This window comes from Paraburkholderia sp. UCT31 (genome assembly GCF_014397655.1).
Classification (GTDB): Bacteria; Pseudomonadota; Gammaproteobacteria; order Burkholderiales; family Burkholderiaceae; genus Paraburkholderia; species Paraburkholderia tuberum.
This window is the reverse complement of sequence record NZ_VZQP01000041.1, coordinates 56448-76910: the sequence shown is the minus strand read 5'-3', so window position 1 is coordinate 76910 and position 20463 is coordinate 56448. Positions and strand designations below refer to the sequence as shown.

General features: G+C 62.9%; 19 protein-coding genes. 16 read left to right on the top strand and 3 right to left on the bottom strand.

The window, feature by feature from the left end:
• Positions 1–140 precede the first annotated feature (140 nt).
• Entirely contained in the window at positions 141–2624 is a 2484-nt protein-coding gene (locus F6X40_RS29010; RefSeq protein ID WP_187630180.1) for an efflux RND transporter permease subunit, read from the top strand.
• Between the two features lie 128 nt (positions 2625–2752).
• Here F6X40_RS29010 and F6X40_RS29005 read toward each other — a convergent pair whose 3' ends face one another.
• Entirely contained in the window at positions 2753–3535 is a 783-nt protein-coding gene (locus F6X40_RS29005; protein WP_187630179.1) for an SDR family oxidoreductase, read from the bottom strand.
• 31 nt (positions 3536–3566) lie between these two features.
• On the bottom strand, positions 3567–4577 hold the full coding sequence (locus F6X40_RS29000) for a zinc-dependent alcohol dehydrogenase family protein (RefSeq protein WP_187630178.1): 1011 nt from the start codon (positions 4575–4577) through the stop codon (positions 3567–3569).
• 137 nt (positions 4578–4714) lie between these two features.
• On the opposite strand from F6X40_RS29000, the gene F6X40_RS28995 reads away from it, so the two are divergent.
• The 15 genes from F6X40_RS28995 (at position 4715) to F6X40_RS28925 (ending at position 19909) form a co-directional block, all read left to right on the top strand.
• Positions 4715–5464: an electron transfer flavoprotein subunit beta/FixA family protein gene (locus F6X40_RS28995; RefSeq protein WP_187630177.1), complete on the top strand. Its 750-nt coding sequence runs from the start codon at positions 4715–4717 to the stop codon at positions 5462–5464.
• Positions 5465–5466: 2 nt separating this feature from the next.
• Positions 5467–6399, top strand: a complete 933-nt coding sequence (locus F6X40_RS28990) for an electron transfer flavoprotein subunit alpha/FixB family protein (RefSeq protein WP_187630176.1) — start codon at positions 5467–5469, stop codon at positions 6397–6399.
• A gap of 140 nt (positions 6400–6539) precedes the next feature.
• A complete protein-coding gene (locus F6X40_RS28985) occupies positions 6540–7898 on the top strand; it encodes an aromatic ring-hydroxylating oxygenase subunit alpha (RefSeq protein ID WP_187630175.1) in 1359 nt (452 codons plus the stop codon).
• Positions 7898–9607: an FAD-binding protein gene (locus F6X40_RS28980; RefSeq protein ID WP_187630174.1), complete on the top strand. Its 1710-nt coding sequence runs from the start codon at positions 7898–7900 to the stop codon at positions 9605–9607. The genes F6X40_RS28985 and F6X40_RS28980 overlap by 1 nt, the downstream gene beginning before the upstream one ends.
• Positions 9608–9623: 16 nt before the next feature.
• Positions 9624–10610 carry a thiamine pyrophosphate-dependent dehydrogenase E1 component subunit alpha gene (locus tag F6X40_RS28975; protein ID WP_184064331.1) on the top strand — a complete coding sequence of 329 codons (987 nt, stop codon included), beginning with the start codon at positions 9624–9626 and terminating at the stop codon, positions 10608–10610.
• Positions 10607–11599 (top strand): alpha-ketoacid dehydrogenase subunit beta, encoded by a 993-nt coding sequence (locus F6X40_RS28970; protein ID WP_187630173.1) that lies wholly within the window; start codon positions 10607–10609, stop codon positions 11597–11599. Before F6X40_RS28975 ends, F6X40_RS28970 begins: the two co-directional genes overlap by 4 nt.
• A gap of 43 nt (positions 11600–11642) precedes the next feature.
• A complete protein-coding gene (locus F6X40_RS28965; RefSeq protein WP_018425497.1) occupies positions 11643–11873 on the top strand; it encodes a biotin/lipoyl-containing protein in 231 nt (76 codons plus the stop codon).
• 51 nt (positions 11874–11924) lie between these two features.
• A complete protein-coding gene (locus tag F6X40_RS28960; RefSeq protein ID WP_187630172.1) occupies positions 11925–12740 on the top strand; it encodes a 2-oxo acid dehydrogenase subunit E2 in 816 nt (271 codons plus the stop codon).
• 33 nt (positions 12741–12773) lie between these two features.
• Positions 12774–14306 (top strand): class I adenylate-forming enzyme family protein, encoded by a 1533-nt coding sequence (locus tag F6X40_RS28955; protein WP_187630171.1) that lies wholly within the window; start codon positions 12774–12776, stop codon positions 14304–14306.
• A 32-nt stretch (positions 14307–14338) separates the two neighbouring features.
• A complete protein-coding gene (locus tag F6X40_RS28950; RefSeq protein WP_187630170.1) occupies positions 14339–15232 on the top strand; it encodes a crotonase/enoyl-CoA hydratase family protein in 894 nt (297 codons plus the stop codon).
• Between the two features lie 48 nt (positions 15233–15280).
• Positions 15281–16060, top strand: coding sequence for an enoyl-CoA hydratase/isomerase family protein (locus F6X40_RS28945; RefSeq protein ID WP_187630169.1), 780 nt, complete (start codon positions 15281–15283; stop codon positions 16058–16060).
• 77 nt (positions 16061–16137) lie between these two features.
• Positions 16138–17340: an acyl-CoA dehydrogenase family protein gene (locus F6X40_RS28940; protein WP_187630168.1), complete on the top strand. Its 1203-nt coding sequence runs from the start codon at positions 16138–16140 to the stop codon at positions 17338–17340.
• Positions 17341–17342: 2 nt separating this feature from the next.
• A complete protein-coding gene (locus F6X40_RS28935) occupies positions 17343–18485 on the top strand; it encodes an acyl-CoA dehydrogenase family protein (RefSeq protein WP_187630167.1) in 1143 nt (380 codons plus the stop codon).
• Positions 18486–18500: 15 nt separating this feature from the next.
• On the top strand, positions 18501–19334 hold the full coding sequence (locus F6X40_RS28930) for an SDR family oxidoreductase (RefSeq protein WP_187630166.1): 834 nt from the start codon (positions 18501–18503) through the stop codon (positions 19332–19334).
• Positions 19331–19909, top strand: a complete 579-nt coding sequence (locus tag F6X40_RS28925) for a nuclear transport factor 2 family protein (RefSeq protein WP_187630165.1) — start codon at positions 19331–19333, stop codon at positions 19907–19909. The genes F6X40_RS28930 and F6X40_RS28925 overlap by 4 nt, the downstream gene beginning before the upstream one ends.
• A 222-nt stretch (positions 19910–20131) precedes the next feature.
• Here F6X40_RS28925 and F6X40_RS28920 read toward each other — a convergent pair whose 3' ends face one another.
• Positions 20132–20452 carry a 2Fe-2S iron-sulfur cluster-binding protein gene (locus F6X40_RS28920; RefSeq protein ID WP_184032234.1) on the bottom strand — a complete coding sequence of 107 codons (321 nt, stop codon included), beginning with the start codon at positions 20450–20452 and terminating at the stop codon, positions 20132–20134.
• Between the last annotated feature and the right edge of the window lie 11 nt (positions 20453–20463).

Genomic DNA, 20463 nt, shown 5'->3' with positions numbered 1-20463 from the left:
GCCGCGAGAAGGGCCGCTCGCTGCGTCATGCTCCTTGCGAATACGTCGAGTATTCGCGGCGTCGCAATCCTTGCGAGCGGCCCTTCTCGCGGCAACGCACGTGCGTTCCATATGTAAACAGACCCTAAGGGGGAGCAGACATGGCCGGCGGCAACAATGCCCAATTCGACAAGATGCCCGTGGTGGCGGATCTTGCCAGCTTCGATACGCGCTCGGGTAACGCGCTCGAGCGGTTGATCTTCAACCGGCGTCCGTGGCTCATCATCATCTGCGCGATCATCACGGCGGTGCTGGGATTTCAGGCGCTGCGGCTCGATGTGAATGCGAGCTTCGAGAAGATGATTCCGCTGTCGCATCCGTACATCAAAAACTACCTCGCCAACAAGGCGGATCTGAAAGGACTCGGCAATTCGCTGCGGATCGTCGTCGTGAATCCGTCGGGTGACATCTACGATCCGAAATATCTCGCGGCGCTGCGGCGTATCAACGACGCGTTGTTCCTGATTCCGGGCGTCGACCGGCCTGGCGTGAAGTCGCTCTGGATGCCGATCGTGCGCTGGAACGTGGTCACGGAGCGCGGCTTCGCAGGGGGACCGGTGATGCCGGACGGCTTCGACGCGTCCGCGCAGGCAGTCGAACAGCTGCGCACCAACGTTGCCCGCGCCAACATCGTGGGCAGCCTCGTGTCGAACGATCTGCATTCGAGCATGATCCAGCTGCCGCTGCTCGATCATTACGCCGATACCGGCAAGCCGCTCGACTACGCGCAGCTCTCGCACCGGATCGACGAGGTCATCAAAGCGGAGGGCCGCGGCGAGGTGCAGGTTCACGTGGTGGGCTTCGCGAAACTGATCGGCGACCTGATCGACGGACTCAAGCTGGTAGCGATGTACTTCGGCGTGGCCGCGGGGATCGCCCTCGTCGTGATCTTTCTCTATACGCGCTGCTATCGCAGCACGCTGCTGGTGGTGGGGTGTTCGCTGATTGCGGTGGTCTGGCAGCTCGGCATCATTCGCACGCTCGGCTATGTGCTGGACCCGTACTCGGTGCTCGTACCGTTTCTCGTTTTCGCGATCGGCGTCTCGCATGGCGCGCAGAAGATGAACGGGATCACGCAGGACATCGGGCGTGGCACGCATCGCTATGTGGCGGCGCGCTACACGTTCCGGCGGCTTTTCCTCGCCGGTCTCACGGCGTTGCTCGCGGACGTGGTTGGCTTTGCCGTGCTGATGGTGATCGACATTCCGGTAATCAAGGATCTGGCATTTACCGCGAGCGTTGGCGTGGGCGTGCTGGTCTTCACCAACCTGCTGCTGCTGCCGGTACTACTGTCATACATTGGTGTGAGTCCGTCGGCTGCACGACGCAGCGTGCGTGGCGAGCAGAACGACGCGCGCGGCACCTCGTCGGCGGGCGCGTTGTGGAATCTGCTTGATCGCTTCACCGAGCGCCGCTGGGCTGTCGGTGCGATCGTTGGTGCGGCGGCGCTCACGGTGTTCGGCTGGTCGATCAGTCAGCACCTGCAGATCGGCGACCTCGATTCGGGCGCGCCGGAACTCAGGCCGGAGTCGCGTTATAACCTCGACAACGCGTACACCAACGCGCACTACGGTCTGTCGAGCGACCTGTTCGTCGTGATCGGCAAGTCGTCGCACGGCACCTGCGACGCCAACAACTTCCCGCTGGTGCTCGAGGCGGACCGGCTCGAAACCGCACTGCGGGGCGTGCCGGGGGTGCAGACCACCACCTCGGTCGGCGGTCTCGCGCGCTGGATGACGTCCGGGTTCTACGAGGGCTACCCGAAGTGGTACACGATCGACCGCGTGCCTTCGATCGTGAACAAGACGGTGTGGCAGATCCTGCTCGATCATCCTGATCTGCTGAGCCAGACCTGCGGCACCGCACCGGTCATCGCCTATCTGACCGATCACAAAGCGGCGACGCTGTCGCGCGTGATGGAGGCTGCAGAGGCATTCGCGAAAACCCATAGCGACGCCGATCATCAGTTCCTGATGGTCGCCGGGTCGGCGGGCATCGACGCGGTGACGAACGTCGTTGTTGCCAAGGCGAACCGCACGATGCTGTTGATGGTGTATGCAGCGGTGATCCTGCTGTGCTTCATCACGTTCCGCAGCTGGCGCGCGGTCGTGGTGGCGGTCGTGCCGCTCGGGATCACGTCGGTGCTGTGCGAGGCGCTGATGGTCAAGCTCGGCATCGGCGTGAAGGTGGCAACGCTGCCGGTGATCGCGCTGGGCGTGGGCATCGGCGTCGACTATGCGCTCTATCTGCTGAGTGTGCAGCTCGCGTATCAGCGCGCTGGGCAGCCGCTGCGTGTAGCCTATCGGCACGCGGTGCAGTTCACCGGGAAGGTCGTGGCGCTGGTCGGTGTGACGTTGGCTGCCGGCGTCATCACGTGGGCGTTCTCGCCGATCAAGTTCCAGGCCGATATGGGCATCCTGCTCACGTTCATGTTCCTGTGGAACATGATCGGCGCGCTGATCCTCATTCCGGCGCTGTCGCATTTCCTGCTGCAAGGCATTTCGCGTAAAGCAGTGGCGAAGGGCGGCGCCGCCGGTTCCACGAAGGTCGAGGCCTGTAGCGGTGAGGCAACGCTGCGGTCGTGACTGCATAACGGGTGCCGCTCTTCAGGCAGCACCCTGGCAGGACAAAAGAATTGGCCCGCTATCCGTGGAGATAGCGGGCCGGTTTGCCTGCAGGTCACGCGGCGCGTTGGGGCGAGCCACTCGTTGCGCTACACCACGGACATCGAGAAGCTCAGGATCTCCGAGACCCCGCCGTCGACCATCAGCATTTGCCCATTCATGTAGGAGCTCGCTTCGGAGGCGAGAAAAACCGCGACGCCGCCGAGTTCCTCGGGGTTGCCCCAGCGTCCCACCGAGATATGCGAGCGCACGATTTCCTTCATCCGCGGGTTGGACGTGACGGGCTCGGCCATTTCGGTGAGGAAGTAGCCGGGGCAGATGCCGTTGCAACGAATGCCGTGTCGGCCCAGTTCCGCGCCGAGCGATTTCGTCAGTCCGGCAATCGCGTGCTTGCTGGCCACGTATGCCTGCAGCTTCTCGCGACCGAGCACCGACACATAAGACCCGACGTTGATGATGCGTCCGTGTCCGCGTTCGATCATCGGGCCCGCAACTTCCTGCGCGAGCACGTAGGCGGCCGTGACGTTGGTATCCATCGTTCTTTGCCACATGTCGAGGTTCGACTGCAGAAAATCACTCCACTCGCAAATGCCGGCATTGTTGAGCAGGACGTCGATGCGTCCGTGGCGTGCAAGGACGTTGCGAACGCCGTTTCTGATTGCGCCCTGATCGGTGAGGTCGAACGGTTCGATATCGACGTCGCCGCCCGCTTGACGAATCGATTCCGCGGCGGTTTCGAGGCTCGCGCGCGAACGCGCGCACAGTATCACCGTCGCACCCGCTGCCGCCAGCGCGTTAGCCATGGCGAAGCCGAGGCCGCGCGACGCGCCGGTGACGAGCGCAATCCGTCCTTCCAGCGAAAAGAGTTTCATAGTCTGACTCCGTGGATCATGCGAAGGCTGGTTACCGGTGGCGAATGACGATCTTGCCGAAATGCTGCTGGCTTTCGAGGTGCCGCAGCGCATCCGGTACGCGCGCAAAGTCATAAACCGAGTCGATGACGGGCTTGAGCTTGTGCAGTCCGATCGCGCGGTTCATCGCTTCGAAATCCTGACGGGAGCCGACGCGGATCGGCGCGATCGACAGTCCGCGCGTGAAGAATCCTTCGCCGGGAGAAGGGGCGCCGGTCAGCAGTCCGACCACGCTGATGCGCCCGCTGTCGCGAGTGGCGGCAACGGACTTGCCGAAGGTTTGGGCGCCGCCCACCTCGACGACCAGATCGACCCCAAAGCCATCGGTCAGGCGCAGCACGGCGTCATCCCAATTCGGCGTGTCGCGGTAGTTGATCGTGGCGTCGGCGCCGAGTTCGGCAAGCCGTTTGAGCTTCGCTTCGCTCGACGAAGTCGCGATCACGCGCGCGCCGAACAGACGGGCGAGCTGCAGAGCGAACAGCGATACCCCGCCGGAGCCCTGTACGAGCACGGATTGGCCCGGCAGCAGCGGCGCATGCTGGCACAGCGCGTTCCATGCGGTGAGCGCGGCGCAAGGCAGCGTTGCGGCCTCCTCGTCGGAAAGATGATCCGGAACGCTAACCAGCTCTTCCTCGCTCAGCACCGCCTTGTCGCGCAGCATGCCTTCGACGATAGCGCCGCGGCCCAGCGTATCAGCGTGTCGCGGGCGGGTGCCGCCGTGCCAGTTCTGCGCGAAATTGGCCATCACCCGGTCGCCGGGTCGGAAGCGCCGCACGCCTGGGCCGACGGCAAGCACGACGCCCGCGCCGTCCGAGGCCGGAATGAAGTTAGGCGCCATCCAGTCGCGATACGCACCGTTGACCAGCAGCAACTCGCGGAAATTCAACGAACTCGCATTGACCTGCACCAGTACCTGGTGAGCGCCGGGCGGCGCCGGATCGGGTTCCTCGCGTAGTGCCAGACCCGCAATACCTTCAAACCGTTCACATCGATAGAGCTTCATTGGTCGTCTCCATGGTGTCGAACGAGGGCGTCGAATTGAGCGACAAGCGACGTTCTCCTCATTCTTCTCGTTGACAGCTACAAAAAGATGAGTTCAGAATATAGAACATTGTTCAACAAAGCGTTCGGAGCGTCAAATTGAAAATACTGGTCGCGGTGAAGCGCGTGATCGACTACAACGTGAAACCTCGGGTGAAGTCCGATGGTTCGGGCGTCGATCTGGCCAACGTGAAAATGGCCATGAACCCGTTCGATGAGATCGCGGTGGAGGAGGCGGTGCGCCTCAAGGAAGCGGGCGTGGCGAGTGAAGTCGTCGTGGTCTCGGCGGGAACCGCGCAATCGCAGGAGGTGCTGCGTACGGCGCTCGCGATGGGGGCTGATCGCGCGGTGCTGGTGGAAAGCGATGCGGATCTGCAGCCGCTCGCGGTCGCCAAGCTGCTGGCCGCCGTGGCCGCGCGGGAAACTCCGCAACTGGTGCTGCTCGGCAAGCAGGCCATCGACAACGACGCGGGACAAACCGGCCAGAAGCTCGCCGCGTTGCTCGGCTGGCCGCAAGCCACGTTCGCGTTCAAGACGGAAGTGGACGGTCAACAACTGCTCGTCACGCGTGAGATCGATGGCGGACTCGAACGTATCGCGCTCGATCTGCCGGCGGTGGTCACGACGGACTTGCGTCTGAACAGTCCGCGCTATGTGACGCTGCCCAACATCATGAAAGCGAAGAAGAAGCCGCTGGAGACGCTGAGCCCCGACGCGCTGGGGGTCGACGTTGCGCCTCGTCTGAAGGTTCTCGAAGTGACCGAGCCGCCGGCGCGTAAGGGCGGCGTGATGGTTCCCGATGTTGCAGCGCTGATTGAAAAGCTTCGTAATGAAGCGAAGGTGATCTGATCATGACTATTCTCGTTATTGCCGAACACGACAACGCAAGCCTCAAGCGCGCCACGCTCAACGCCATCACGGCGGCGGGCGCTGCGGGCGGCGACATTCATGTACTGGTCGCAGGCCACGGCGCGTCGGCGGTGGTAGAGCAGGCCGCGAACGTTGCCGGCGTCGCCGAAGTGCTCGTCGCGGATGCACCCGAATACGCGCATGGGCTGCCGGAAAATCTGGCCGCACTCGTCGTTTCGCTGGCTAGCGGTTATACGCACGTGATCGCGGCCTCCACGGCCGTGGGCAAGAACTTCATGCCGCGGGTAGCCGCGCTGCTCGACAGCGCGCAGATTTCCGACGTGATCGCTTTCAAGGCCCCCGATGTGTTCGTGCGTCCGATCTACGCCGGCAATGCCCTCGCCACGGTCCAATCGTCCGACGCAATCAAGGTCGTCACGATTCGTCCGACCGCCTTCGATGCGGCCGCTACCGGTTCGGCCGCCGCGCCGTCACGCGCAGTCGCATCGGCAGCGGTTTTCGACGAGGTCCGTTTCGTCGGCCAGGAACTGACGAAATCGAGCCGGCCGGAGCTTGCGGCAGCCAACATCGTGGTGTCGGGCGGCCGAGGCATGCAGAACGGCGACAACTTCAAACTGCTCGACGCGCTTGCGGACAAGCTTGGCGCCGCGGTCGGCGCGTCGCGCGCCGCGGTCGACGCCGGCTTCGTGCCGAACGACTATCAGGTCGGCCAGACCGGCAAGATCGTCGCGCCTCAGTTGTATATCGCGGTGGGTATCTCGGGCGCGATTCAGCATCTCGCCGGTATGAAGGACTCGAAAGTCATCGTCGCGATCAACAAGGACAGCGAGGCGCCGATCTTTCAGGTGGCCGACTACGGTCTGAGCGCCGACCTTTTCGACGCTGTCCCGGCACTGACCGCGGCGCTCGATTGACGTTCGCCCGGATTGACACAGGCCCGAACGCTGTTCAAGATAATTGAACTGAGAGTTGCAATAGGGCCGTCGAGCGCGCGGCCGCTACATAAAAAGCCGGAACCGGCGCCTACGCCGGCTATATGACGAAGGAGATAACAATGGGTAACACCTGTCCCGATTCGGGTGAGCACACTGTCCGCCTCGATTTTGTCCCGAAGGACAGTTACCTGTCGAAGCAGTTTCTCGAGCGCGAGAACGAGCGCCTCTGGCCGCGAGCCTGGCAGGTCGCCTGCCGTCTGGAAGAGATTCCCAACGTGGGCGACTTCGTGACCTTCGACGTGGCCGGCGAATCGATCATCGTGGTGCGAACCGCGGGAGATCAGATCAAGGCCTTCTTCAACGTCTGCCAGCACCGTGGCCGGCGCCTGACTAATGGCTGTGGCAAGGCCGCGAAATTTCACTGCGCCTATCACGGCTGGCAGTGGAATCTGGATGGCAGTCTTGCGCGTGTACTCGACCGGCAAGATTGGCAAGGTTGCCCGGACATGGCTGACGGGGACCTTCGTCTCACAGACGTGCTGGTCGATACGTGGGGCGGGTTCGTGTTCATCAATATGGATCCGGATGCAGAGCCGCTCGCGAAATTTCTCGACCCGGTGCCGGAGATCACCAACTGCTTCGAGTTCGAAAAGATGCGCTACCGCTGGTACAAGTCGATTCGTCTGCCGTGCAACTGGAAGGTTGCACTCGAAGCGTTCAACGAGGGTTATCACGTATCGGCAACCCATCCGCAACTGCTCGACGTCGCCGGCGATGACGTGACGCGCAGTTTCTCCTATGGCCGCCATGGGATGTTTGGTTATTCGACGGCGACGCGGATGATCGGCGCGCCCTCGCCGCGAACCGGCAAGCCGATGCCGGAAGACGTACGCCAGGGGCTCGTGAACTTTTTCCGGGTAATGGAAGAGACTCTGAAGGCGATCAATACCGCGCGCGATTACGAAGCCGCGAAGCGCCTGATGACCGAAATGTCGCCGTCGGGTAACCAGTTCGAAGTCCTTGGGAAGGCGATGGAATTTCAGCGCGAGGCGGCCATCGCCGAGGGTGCGGGCTGGCCCGAGATCTCTTTCGAGCAACTGGGTCGCGCGGGAGCGGACTGGCACGTCTTTCCGAATCTGGTGTTCCTGCCGTACCCGGACGGCGCGTTGTTCTATCGCGCGCGGCCGGACGGCGACAACCCGGATTCGTGCATCTACGACATCTGGTCGCTGCAGCGCTTCGCGCCTGGGGCGGAGCCACCGTTGAAGCGCGAGTTCTATTACGGCGTGGACGACTGGAAGGAGAACGCGCAGGAGAACTTCGGCCTGATCCTGTGGCAGGACTTCCAGAACATGACCAACGTTCAGCAGGGCATGAAGTCGCGCGGCTTCAAGGGCTTGCGCACCAATCCGCTGCAGGAATCGTCGGTTTCGAACTTCCATCGCGCGCTGCGCGAATTCATCGCGCGGGAGGCGTGATGTCGACGAACTGGGACGCAACCTACGACTTCGTGGTGGTCGGCAGCGGCGGGGGTTCGATGTGTGCGGCGCTTGCCTGCAAGTCGGTCGGCAAAGAAGCACTGATCATCGAGAAGCAGGCGAAGGTCGGCGGCTCGACCGGATATTCGGGCGGGGTCTGGTGGCTTCCGAACAATCATGTGATGAAGCGTCACGGCGTCAGCGATTCCTATGAACGCGCGCGCCAGTACTTCGATGCGGCGGTTACTTATCAAGGCCCGGGCACTTCTGACGCGCGACGCGAGGCTTACTTGCGCACCGGCCCGAAGATGGCCGAGTTTCTCGAGCAGCAGGGGATGCAGTTCGTGTACGCGGACGGCTGGTCCGATTACTACGACACGCTGCCCGGCGGCGAGCCGCGTGGCCGGTCGCTGCTGGCCAGGTTGTTCGACGTGAAGGAACTGGGCGAATGGGCGCCGCGTCTGTCGCGCTACAAGGGGCCGTCGATGCCGGCCAACTCGGACGAGTATCCGCAACTGTTTCTGATGAAGCGGACGTGGGGCGGCAAGCGCAAGGCGATGCAACTGGGTGGCCGGATGCTCTATCAGAAGATCACCGGCAAGGAGCTCGTGGCCAACGGCGCGGCGATTCAGGGGCGCATGCTGCAGATGGCGCTGCGCGCGAACGTGCCGATCTGGACGGACACGCCGGTGCGCGAGTTCATCGTCGAGGACGGACGCGTGACCGGCATCGTCGCGGTACGCAGCGGCCGCGAGTTGCGCGTGCGCGCTCGCGAAGGCGTCCTGCTGAATACCGGCGGCTTTTCACACAACGCGGAAATGCGCCGCAGGTACCAGCCGCAGCCGTCGTCCGCGGACTGGACCAATGCGAATCCGGGCGATACCGGTGAAATCCTGCAAGCCGCGATTGCGCTCGGCGGCGCAGTGGACTGCATGGAGGAAGCGTGGTGGGTCGTGACGTCGCTCGGCCCCAACGAGGAACTGCCCGAAGGTGCACGCGCGCCGGATGGTTCGCCGCTGCCGTTCATGCATCACCTCGACCTGTCGCTGCCGTTTTCGATCATGGTCGATCAGGACGGCGAGCGCTTTTGCGACGAAGCGGGAGCGTACATGGAAATCGGTCAACGCATGTACCAGCGCCACAAGCAGACGGGTAAGGCCGTTCCCGCATGGGTCGTCATGGACAGCCGGCAGCGTAAGTACTACCCGTGGGGCACGGCGATGCCGGGCCAGATTCCGCAGAAGTGGCTCGACAGTGGATACATGATCAAGGCTGACACGCTCGAAGAACTGGCCGCGAAATGCAGTATCGACCGTGCTGGGCTGCTCGGGACCGTCAAGCGCTTCAACGGCTTCTGCGAAACGGGCGTCGACGAAGATTACGGTCGCGGCTCGCGCGCATTCGATCGCTGTCATGGAGACCCGACCATCAAACCGAACCCCAATCTCGGGCCGATCGTGGAGGGGCCGTTCTACGCCGTGCGCATGTATCCAGGGGATGTGGGCACGGCAGGCGGTCTCGTGACCGACGAGTTCGGACGTGTGCTGAAGGAAGACGGCTCGCAAATCCCTGGACTGTACGCCACCGGCAACTGCACGGCATCCGTGGTTGGCCGGTGTTATCCGGGCGCCGGCAGCAGCATCGGCGCATCGTTCGTGTTCGGTTACATCGCGGCGCTGCATGCGAGCGGCGCGCAAAAGATCTGGTGACACAGGAGAGTGACGAATGAATGCCTATCAGCCGCCCAGCAGCGAAGTCCTGGTCGACATCTACAGGCGCATGGCTCTCATCAAGCAGAACGATGAGCGCTTTCGTGCCGTTATCAAGGCCGGCAAGCTGGTGATGCCGTACTACTCGCCGCGCGGCCAGGAAGTGATTCCGTCGGCGATGTCGGTGTGTCTCAGCGACGACGACTACATCTGCACGATCTACCGCGGCGTCCACGACATGATCGCCAAAGGTGTGCCGCTCAAGGAACTCTGGGCCGAGCTCGGAGGGCGAGTGACGGGGACGTGCAAAGGCAAGGGCGGCCCGATGCACGTCACGCATCCCGCGTCGGGCGTCATGGTGACGACCGGCATTGTCGGCAGTTCGATGCCGATCGCAAATGGGCTTGCGCTCGCGGCGCAGATTCGCGGCGAATCACGCGTGGCCGTGGCCTACTTCGGTGACGGCGCATCAAACATTGGCGCCTTCCACGAGTCGCTGAACATGGCGTCCGTGTGGAAGTTGCCGGTGATTTTCGTCTGCCAGAACAACGGCTATGCCGAGCACACCAAATACGCGTATGGCACGTCCGTGCCGAACATCGCCCAGCGCGCCGTCGCGTACCAGATGCCGGGCATCACGGTGAACGGCAACGATCCGATTCAGATGCACAAGGCGGCGCACGAAGCGGTCGAGCGCGCGCGCAACGGCGGCGGCCCGACGCTGATCGAAGCGAACACGTTCCGCTTTCAGGGGCACGTGTTCGGCGACCCGGACGCCTATATGGACAAGCACGAAAAGGCCGCCTGGCTCGCGAAGGATCCGGTGCCGCTGTTCCGTCAGTGGCTCATCGATGCGAAGCATGCGACCGAGGAGCAACTGGTTGCGATGGAAGCCGAACACGAGGCGCAGATCGACGCTGCGGTCGAATTCACGCTGTCGAGCGAATATCCCGATGTCGCGGAGCTTCGGCGCGACATCTTCAAGGACGAGGTGCTTGCATGAGCCAGCAGCCAACCAACATCAACACCATCCAGGCGGTCAACTTCGCGCTCGACGACGCGATGGCCGCCGACGCCAACGTAATCGTGCTGGGTGAAGACGTTGCCGACGGCCAGGAGGGCGGCATTGTCGGCGTAACGAAGGGACTGTCGTCGAAATACGGCACGTCGCGGGTGCGTTCGACGCCGATTTCGGAGCAGGCCATCATCGGTGCGGCAATCGGCGCTTCGATGGTCGGGATGCGTCCTGTGGCGGAAATCATGCTGATGAACTTCACGACCGTCGCGATGGACATGATCGTGAATCACGCCGCGAAGCTGCGGTTCATGTCGGGCGGACAGACCCATGTGCCGATCGTCATCCGCACCATGACGGGCGCGGGCTTCGGCACGGGTGGCCAGCATGCCGACTACCTCGAGGCCTGGTTTGCGCACGTTGCCGGCATCAAGGTCGTCACACCGTCGAATCCTGCCGATGCGTATGGCTTGATGCTGTCCTGCATCCGTGATGACGACCCTTGCCTTTTCATCGAGAACATGCCGACCTACTGGAATCCGGGCAGTGCTCCGGAGCGCGGCGTGGCGATTCCGCTTGGCAAAGCCAACGTGATTCGCGCGGGTACCGACGTGACGGTGATCAGCTACAGCCGCCGCGTGCAGGAAGCCATGGCTGCTGCCGACGTGCTGGCGAAAGATGGTGTCGCCTGCGAAGTGATCGATTTGCGCACCGTCTCTCCGTTGGATACCGAAACTATCCTGACTTCGGTTGCAAAAACCGGGCGCGCCGTTGTCGTGCACGAAGCCGTCAAACCGTTCGGCGTGGGTGCGGAAATCGCATCCCGTATCTACGAAGCCCTGTTTCGCGAGCTCAAGGCGCCCGTGCAGCGCGTAGGCGCGCAATTCTGCCCCGTGCCGTTCTCCAAGCCACTCGAAGACGCGTTCGTACCGGGCGTGGCCGAAATCGAATCGGCGGTTCGCGCGACGCTGAAATGACCAGCACGAACACCCGGAATTCCATCATCAATAGAGCAAGGTCATGACCACACAAGTTCTGCTTCCCAAACTGGGCTTTTCCATGAACGAAGGCACGCTAGCCGAATGGCTGGCGGACGACGGCGCAACCGTGAGCGAAGGGCAGATTCTCTACGCGCTCGAGAGCGACAAATCGATTCAGGAAGTCGAGTCGCCCGCGTCGGGCACGCTGCGCATCGTTGCCCAGGTTGGCGAAGTGTATCCCGTCGGCACGGTGCTGGCGGAAATCGTCTGATTGGCCGCAGGCCGTCACGCTGTCCAACAGTCGTTCGAAGAGGCATCCGCGATGAGTGTCGAATCCGTTGTTACGCGACCGCAGTCCGATGTGAATACCGGCCCCGGCGAGGCTGCGGTCCCCGCTTTCGGCGCGAATCTGCCGCCTTGGCCGCAGGTCGATTTCGCCGAATTCGGCGAGGTGGAAGTCAAGCCGGTGTCGCGCATCCAGAAGCTCACAGGAGCCTTCCTGTCGCGCAACTGGCTGACGATCCCACATGTGACCCACCACGACGACGCTGATATTACGTCGCTCGAAAGTTATCGCAAGGCCCGTAACGAGGCGGGCACGGCGGTTAAGCTGACGCCGCTCGTCTTCCTTATCAAAGCCGTGGTGCGGGCTTTGCAGGAGTTCCCGCAATTCAACGCGTCGCTCGACGGTGACGGCAAAAACATCGTTCTGAAGAAGTACTTCCACATCGGGGTCGCCGTGGACACGCGCTTCGGATTGCTCGTGCCGGTGCTGCGCGATTGCGACCGGAAGAGCGTGGAAGAACTCTCGGTAGAACTTGCAGCAATTTCGCAGAAGGCGCGCGAAAAGGGTTTATCGATGGCAGAGATGTCGGGCGGTTGCTTTTCGATCAGTTCGCTCGGCGGCTTTGGCGGTACTGGTTTTACGCCTATCGTCAATGCGCCCGAGGTGGCGATTCTCGGCGTGACTAAAACCCGGCTGGCAGCCGCGCCGGCGGACGACGGCGGCGTCAGCTGGCGCAAGATGCTGCCCCTGTCGCTCAGCTACGACCATCGAGTGATCAACGGAGCCGACGCGGCGCGGTTCGCCGCATTCATTGGAACCGTGTTGGCCGATCCGCAGACGCTCGCTGGCTAACAGTCGATCTGACAAAACAACGACAGGATTGAGATGAGAACCCTTGGCGAGATGATCGAGCGAAACGCGCGCTTGCATGCCGACCACACGGCGCTCGTGTACGCCGACCGGCGTCTGACGCACAGTCAGTTGGCGGAGCGTGCACGCCGCTTTTCGGGAGCGCTATATGAGCGCGGCCTGCGGCGTCAGGACCGGGTTGCGATCCTCGCGATGAATTGCGCGGAGTACTACGAGAGCTACCGTGCATGCGAATGGGCCGGCTTCATTCTGGCAACCGTCAATTTCAGGCTGGCCCCCGCGGAGATTCTTTATATTCTTAAGGACGCGGCCTCCAAGGCGCTCGTATTCGAGGCTCAGTATGCCGATGTCGTGAACGGACTGCGTTTGCAACTGCCCGAAATCGAGCAGTACATCTGCATTGGCGACGCGCCGGATTGGGCCGTTTCGTTCGAGACGGTGATGAAAGCCGGCCCAGTGGAAGGGCCGCCGATCCGTTCGAAACCGGAAGACTACGCGTACCTGATGTACACGAGCGGCACCACGGGGCGTCCCAAGGGCGTCGTGCGCACGCACCATGCCATGTGCGTCACCGCCGAAAGCTGCGCGCTGGTGACGGAGTTTTCGGGCAATACCCGCGTGCTACAGACGACGCCGGCGTTCCACGTCGGTGGGATTGGCTTCGTTAATTCGGTGGCCTGGATGGGCGGCACGACGGTCGTGCATCGCGCCTTCGAGCCGAAGCAAATGCTCGAGACGATCGCCGAAGAACGGATCACCTTCACGTTCATGGTTGCCGCGATGCTTCAGGCGGTCCTCGATGTGCCCGAACTGTCGAGCTATGACGTGTCCAGCATCGAAAACATCGTCACGGCGGCAGCCCCGGTGCCTGCACCGCTGCTGTCGCGCGGCATTCAGGTGCTCGGCCCGGTGTTTTCGGTCCAGTACGGCATGACCGAGAGCAACGCCTGCTGGTTGCCCGCGCACGAGGTCAAGCCCAAAGGGTCTCCGGAACAGGTACGGCGTCTCGCATCGGTGGGGCGCCCGTGCCCCGGCATCGACCTGCGCATCGTCGACGATCAAGGCAACGATCTGCCGCAAGGCCAGACCGGCGAGGTCTGGCTGCGCTCGCAGACGCAGTTGAGTGGCTACTGGAACAACAGCGTGGCGACGGTGGAAGCACTGCGCGATGGCTGGTATCGCTCGGGCGACATGGGCTACCAGGACGAGGACGGCTACATTTTCCTCGTCGACCGCAAGAAGGACATGATCATTTCCGGCGGCGAGAACATCTACAGCCGTGAAGTCGAATATGCGCTGCTCCAGCATCCGGCAGTCATCGACGTGGCGGTGATCGGCGTGCCGCACGAGAAGTGGGGAGAGTGCGTCAAGGCGATCGTCGTGTTGCGCCGTGGCGAGCAAGCGGGCGAAGCCGAATTGATCGAGTTCTGTCGCGGCTTGATCGCGAGCTACAAATGTCCGAAAGCCATTGCATTCGTCGACGAATTGCCGAGGCTGCCGACGGGCAAGATCAGCAAGGTAAGTCTGCGCGCGCAGTTTGCCCGGTGAACGGCAATCGCCTCAATTGGAGGGAATCGACCATGGCCAAATGGCTGAAAACATCGGAGTGCGTGAAGTTTGAAGTGGCGCAACGCGTTGCGCGCATCACGCTGAGTCGTCCGGACAAGCGCAACGCCATCAACAATCCGCTTCTGCAGGAACTCAAGGCGGCGTTGCTCGAAGCCGACGACCTCAAATCGGTGAACGTGATCGTACTGTCGGGAGCTGGCCGCGACTTCTGCGCAGGCTACGATCTGGTGACGACGTATTCGGATCGGGCCGCGGACGCCGCTGATCCGGGGGACTATCGTGGAACGATTGGCAGCTTCGACGACGACTGCTGGTCGATGGAGCGGCAGTCGGAGACGGTCAATCTGATGGCCGATATCCACAAGCCGATCATCGCGCAGGTGCATGGCAACTGTCTTGCGGGCGGCACGGATCTCGCGCTGGCGTGCGACATGGTGATCGCCGCCGACAACGCAAGGATCGGCTTTCCCGCCACGCGCGCGAACGGCTCGCCGCCTGCGCACATGTGGTTCTATCACGTCGGCCCGCAGTGGGCGAAGCGCCTGCTGCTGTCTGGCGACTCGCTGACGGGCCGCGACGCCGCGAAGATCGGGCTCGTCATGGATGCGGTGCCGGCAGAGCAGCTCGAAGCGGAGGTGGGCGAGTTGGCACGCCGTCTGTCGTTTGTCGATGCCGATCTGCTTGCGGCCAACAAGCGCATTGTCAACATCGGGCTGGAGCTGGCCGGTTCGCGCACGCTTCAGCGGCTCGCGGTGGAAAACGACTCACGGGCTCACCAGAGCCTGGGGCCGCGCCGCGCGCAGTTCAAGGCGGACATGGAAGCGGTTGGCCTAAAGGAAGCGCTCAAGCGCCGCGACGAGCCGTTCGGCGACGGGATGATCCGCCTGCATGCTCGCGGCAGTTGACCAGACCGTCGAACGGACGAACCAAACTCAAACGAAGATCCGAACATCATGGATGTTGAACTCACTTCGAACGGCGCGGTTGCGACGCTGTGTCTGAACCGCCCCGAGAAGCTCAACGCGCTGACGCCGGAAATGCTTGATCTGATTCTCGGCCACCTCGATCGCATCGAAAAGGATCCGGAGATTCGCGCGGTGATTCTCACTGGCGCAGGCCGCGCATTTTGCGCCGGTGCCGACATCAAGGGCAGCGGCGCCGCGCCACCGCAGATGAGCGTGGCGCACGCGCGCGCATCGATGGCGGTGTATCAGAAGATCGCGCTTCGGTTGTACAACCTGAACAAGCCAGTGGTCGCGGCGGTACGCGGGGTTGCCGTGGGAATTGCGTGGAGCTTTGCGCTGTGCGCGGACCAGCTGATCGTTTCCGTTACGGCGCAGTTCATTCCCGCCTTCCTGATGCGCGCCACCTTACCCGAAGGCGGCATGGTGTATCTGCTTGCGCGTCATTGCGGCGAGTTTCGCGCCAAGGAAATCATGTATCTGAACCGCCGGCTGAGCGGCAAGGAAGCACTCGATATGGGTCTTGCCAGTCATCTCGTCGAGGACGGCGAGCTTGACGCGGCCGCCGAAAAGCTGGCTGGCGAGCTGGCGGCTGGCCCGACTTTCTCGCTCGGGCTGACCAAGCAGTTGTTCAGGTTGAACCCCGGTGGCATGGAAGAGTTTCTTGCGCAGGAACTGAACGCGGTGGCGCTCGCGGTGAACTCCGAGGACGCCGCGGAGGGCCGGCTCGCCCCGAGAGAAAAACGCGCCCCGGCTTTCAGAGGCCGCTAGGCGGAGCACCCGCGCAAGCGCGGCGCAGTGGCGCGACAGAGCAGACAACGAGGGCGCAAGAGATTCAGGAGTCAGGCATGCATTTGGGCTATAGCGAGGAAGACGAATCATTTCGTCGGGAAGTCAGAATGTTTTTCAGTGAGCATGCGCCGGCCGACATTTCACGCCGCTGGCGTGTCGGCGTGCATCCGCCTGCGCGCGATGACATCCGCAGATGGCAGCGCATTCTGTACGAGCGCGGCTGGGGTGCGCCCCATTGGCCCGTCGAACATGGCGGCACCGGCTGGAGCGCGCTTCGCAAGCATATCTTCATGGAAGAGCTGTACAACGCCGATGCCATGGACTATGGGTGGCAGTCGACGCAGATGGTGGCGCCCGTCATCATCGCGTTCGGTTCGGACTGGCAGAGGGAGCGTTTTCTCGGGCCTATTCTGCGCGGCGACGAGTTCTGGTGCCAGGGCTTTTCGGAGCCGAACGCGGGCTCGGATCTGGCTGGACTGAAGACCACGGCCGTGCTCGACGGTGACGAGTACGTGATCAACGGCCAGAAGATCTGGACCAGCGACGCAACGATTGCCGATTGGGGCTTCTTCCTCGTCAAGACCGATACGAGCGTCAAGCCGCAACGAGGCATTTCCTTCCTGCTGGTCAAAATGGACACACCGGGCATCACGGTGCGTCCGATCGTTTCGATCGAGGGCGGCAAGGGCCTGAATGAAGTGTTCCTCGAAAACGTGCGTGTGCCGAAGTCGCATCTCGTGGGCGAGGCCGGCATGGGATGGACCTACGCGAAGTACCTCCTCGAGAAGGAGCGCACGGCGAGCGCGTTCCTGTACTTCAATAAACGCGAGCTGCAGCGCGCGAAAGACATCGCGGGGCAGGAGCGGGAGGACGGCGTGCGGCTCATCGATACACCCGGGTTCGCGCGCAAGGTCGCCCAGGTCGAAGCGGACCTGATGGCGCTCGAATGGTCGGTGCTCCGCATCCTTGCCGAAGAGAAGAGCGAGCGCAATCTCGATGCGGTCGTCTCTGCGCTGAAGATCAGCGGGTCGGAGATGCAACAGCGCGTGACGCAGCTGCAAATGGACGCACTCGGTCCCCGCGCGATGCGTTTCGACGATCACGGCGAGCCGCAGGGTGATCTGGCGGTCGACGAAAACTGGCCGGATTACATGGGCGGCCGCACGTCGGGCTATCTGATCGCGCGCGCCTCCACGATCTATGGCGGCGCGCGCGAAGTGCAGAAGAACATCATTGCCAAGCTGGCCTTTGGACTGTAGCCATGGACTTCAACTTCTCCGAAGAACAATTGATGCTGAAGGACGGCGCAGAGCGCTACGTTCAGCAGGAGTATGGATTCGAGGCGCGCACGCGCATCGCATCGGAGCAAGAGGGCTTCAGCCGCGAACATTGGCGCGCCTATGCCGAACTTGGCTGGCTCGGGCTGACGATGCCGGAAGACGTCGGCGGTCTCGGGTGCTCGTTCGTTGAAACGGCGATCGTGATGGAGGCGCTCGGTCGCGGTATGGCGCTCGAGCCGGTCGTGCAGACGGCGCTGCTTTGCGCCACGATCATCGAACGAGGCGATGCGCGGCGCCGGCGTGAGTCGCTGCTGCCCGCCGTCATCGACGGCACGCTGCTGCTGTCGCTCGCGGACAGCGAAGCGGGCAGCCGGTACAAGCTGGGATGCCACGCGCAAACGCACGCGCTCAGGAGCGCCTCGGGTTACCTGATCAGCGGCGCGAAGACGCTGGTGATCGCCGGCGCGTCGGCGGACCAGCTGCTCGTGACCGCGCGAGTCGAAGGCGCGTCGCAAGGCGTGGGCGTTTTTCTTGTCGATCGCCGGGCCGCGGGCGTAACGTGCCGGTCGTACCGCTTGCTCGATGGATCGCGTGCCGCGGATATCGACCTGCATAACGTCGAGCTCAGTGAAGATGCATTGATCGTCGGACCCGAACGCTCGCTGCAGGTGCTCACGCAGGCAACGGAGCTCGCCAGTCTCGCGAGCGTGGCCGAGAGCCTTGGCATGATGGAAGCCGTGATGGCGATCACCTCGGAGTACATCAAGGGACGCTCGCAGTTCGGCCAGCCGATCGGCAAGTTCCAGGCGTTGCAGCATCGCATGGCTGAGATGTTCGTCGCCACGCAGGAGGCGCGCTCGATGCTGTACTGCGGGATCGCGCACCTGAACGGCCCGGCGGCCGAACGCAGCCGCGTCATCTCGGCGGCCAAAGCCGTTGCCGCGCGCGCCAATCGCTTCGTTTGCGCGCAGGGCATCCAGTTGCACGGTGGCATGGGGCTCACCGAGGAATATCCGGTAGGGCACTACTTCCGCAAGATGACGATGATGGAGAAGATGTTCGGCGATATCGACTTTCATCTCGACCGCGTTGCAGCAGGCGGCCGGACACCGATAACGGCCTGAGACAGGGAGCAGATCATGCAACGCGTGAAGCAAAAGATTGCCATCGTGACCGGGGCCGCATCCGGTATCGGCGCTGCCTGTGCCGCCAGGCTCGCGCAGGAGGGCGCCTTGCTCGTCGTGGCGGACCTGAATCTCGAAGGCGCGCAGGAACAGGTTCGTCGTATTAACGAAGCGGGGGGGCACGCGGTCCCGGCGCAGGTCGATATCGGCGACGAAAGTTCGATCGATGCATTGTTCGATCTGACGCTCAAGACTTGGGGCGGGCTCGATATCCTGCATAACAACGCCGCGGCCACATCGCTTTCCAGTACTGCCGATGCGGCAGTCGAGGCACTCGACGTCGGGGTCTGGGACGACACGATGCGCATCAATCTTCGCGGCACGATGCTGGCCTCGCGGTGCGCGCTGCCGCTGATGCGCGCACGAGGCGGCGGTTCGATTATCAATACCTCTTCCGGTGCCGCTCAGGCGGGCGCGCTGGGGTACAGCGCGTACGGTGTCTGCAAGGCCGGTATCGAGGCGCTGACGCGCTACGTCGCCGCGCAGCACGGCAAGGAGGGGATACGCTGCAACGCGATCGCTCCCGGCCTGATCGTCACGCCGGTGACCCAGGCATACTACGCGGGGGAGACCGGAGAGATGATGCTGAGCCACCATCTCACGCCTCGCCTCGGGCAGCCCGAAGACATTGCACACGCGGTGGTGTATCTCGCTTCGGATGAGGCGGCGTTCGTCACGGGCCAGGTGTTCAACGTCGATGGCGGACTTCTTTCACACCAGCCTTACTATGCCGACGAAATCCGCGCGCGCCCGGCCACGATGGCCAACGCTACGAAGGGGAAGGCATGACGACGGATTCAGCGCTGCTCGCGCGTATCGAGCGCATTGAGGCGCAGCTCGCCATTCAACAATTGCCCGTCCGATACGCGCTCGCGGTCGATTCGCGCGATCTGGACAGCCTGGTGCAACTGTTTGCCGAAGACGTTGATTGCGGCCGATGGGGCGTAGGGCGCGCGGCATTGAAGACGTTCTACGGGTCCGAGCATATTCTGCGTGGCTTTTATCGCAGCATTCACCAGATCTGCGGCCACGTCGTCGATTTCGTCGATGCCGACCATGCGACGGGAAGCGTCTATTGTCGCGCGGAGCACGAGGACAACGGAGCGTGGGTGGTGATGGCGATCTGCTACTTCGATCACTATGTGCGGCGCGACGGGCAGTGGTGCTTCGAGCGTCGCGACGAACAGCATTGGTATTCGACGGACTGGCTCGCTCGGCCCGGTGCGCCGCGCTTGCAGAACTGGCCCGGCAAGTATGAAGGCGATCGGTATCAGCCGCGTCTTCCGCAAGGATTTCCGACGTGGGCGGCGTTCTGGAGCAACAGCGAACAGCACGCGATCGACGCGTTGACGAAAGCGCCGTAAGCGCGGTCTCGTCTTCGGCTCCTGGCCCGCCACGTAGCCATTCGTGGGACTGGCGAGGAATGCAAGGAGTGAGGTCCGCGCAAACTTCCGCATCGTTTAGATCGACGCCGATCCCCTGTTCGCCGAGCGTCGTCAGATACGGCGACAGCGCCGCGCCGATGCCTGAGGCAGCGCCGGCGCCGGTGATCAGCGTCGTGCGGGAGGCCTCTGTGCCCGTTGCGCTTACGCCGTCAGATCGGGCAGGCGCACCACCAGCCCGTCCAGTTCCGGCGTCATGAAGATCTGGCATGTCAGACGGCTGTTTTCGCGCACGTCCATCGCGCAGGTGAGCATGTCGACTTCATAGGATTGCGCCGCTGGCATGTGGCTGCTCCAGGTGTCGTCGACATACGCGTGACAGGTTGCGCAACTGCAGCTGCCGCCGCAATCGCCGAGAATGCCTGGGATCTGATTGTTCACCGCTGTTTGCATGACTGAGTCGCCAACGTTGGCGCTTACGGCGGCCTCGCTGCCGTCCGGCTGGATGAATCGAATGAGCGGCATGGCTTGTGAAC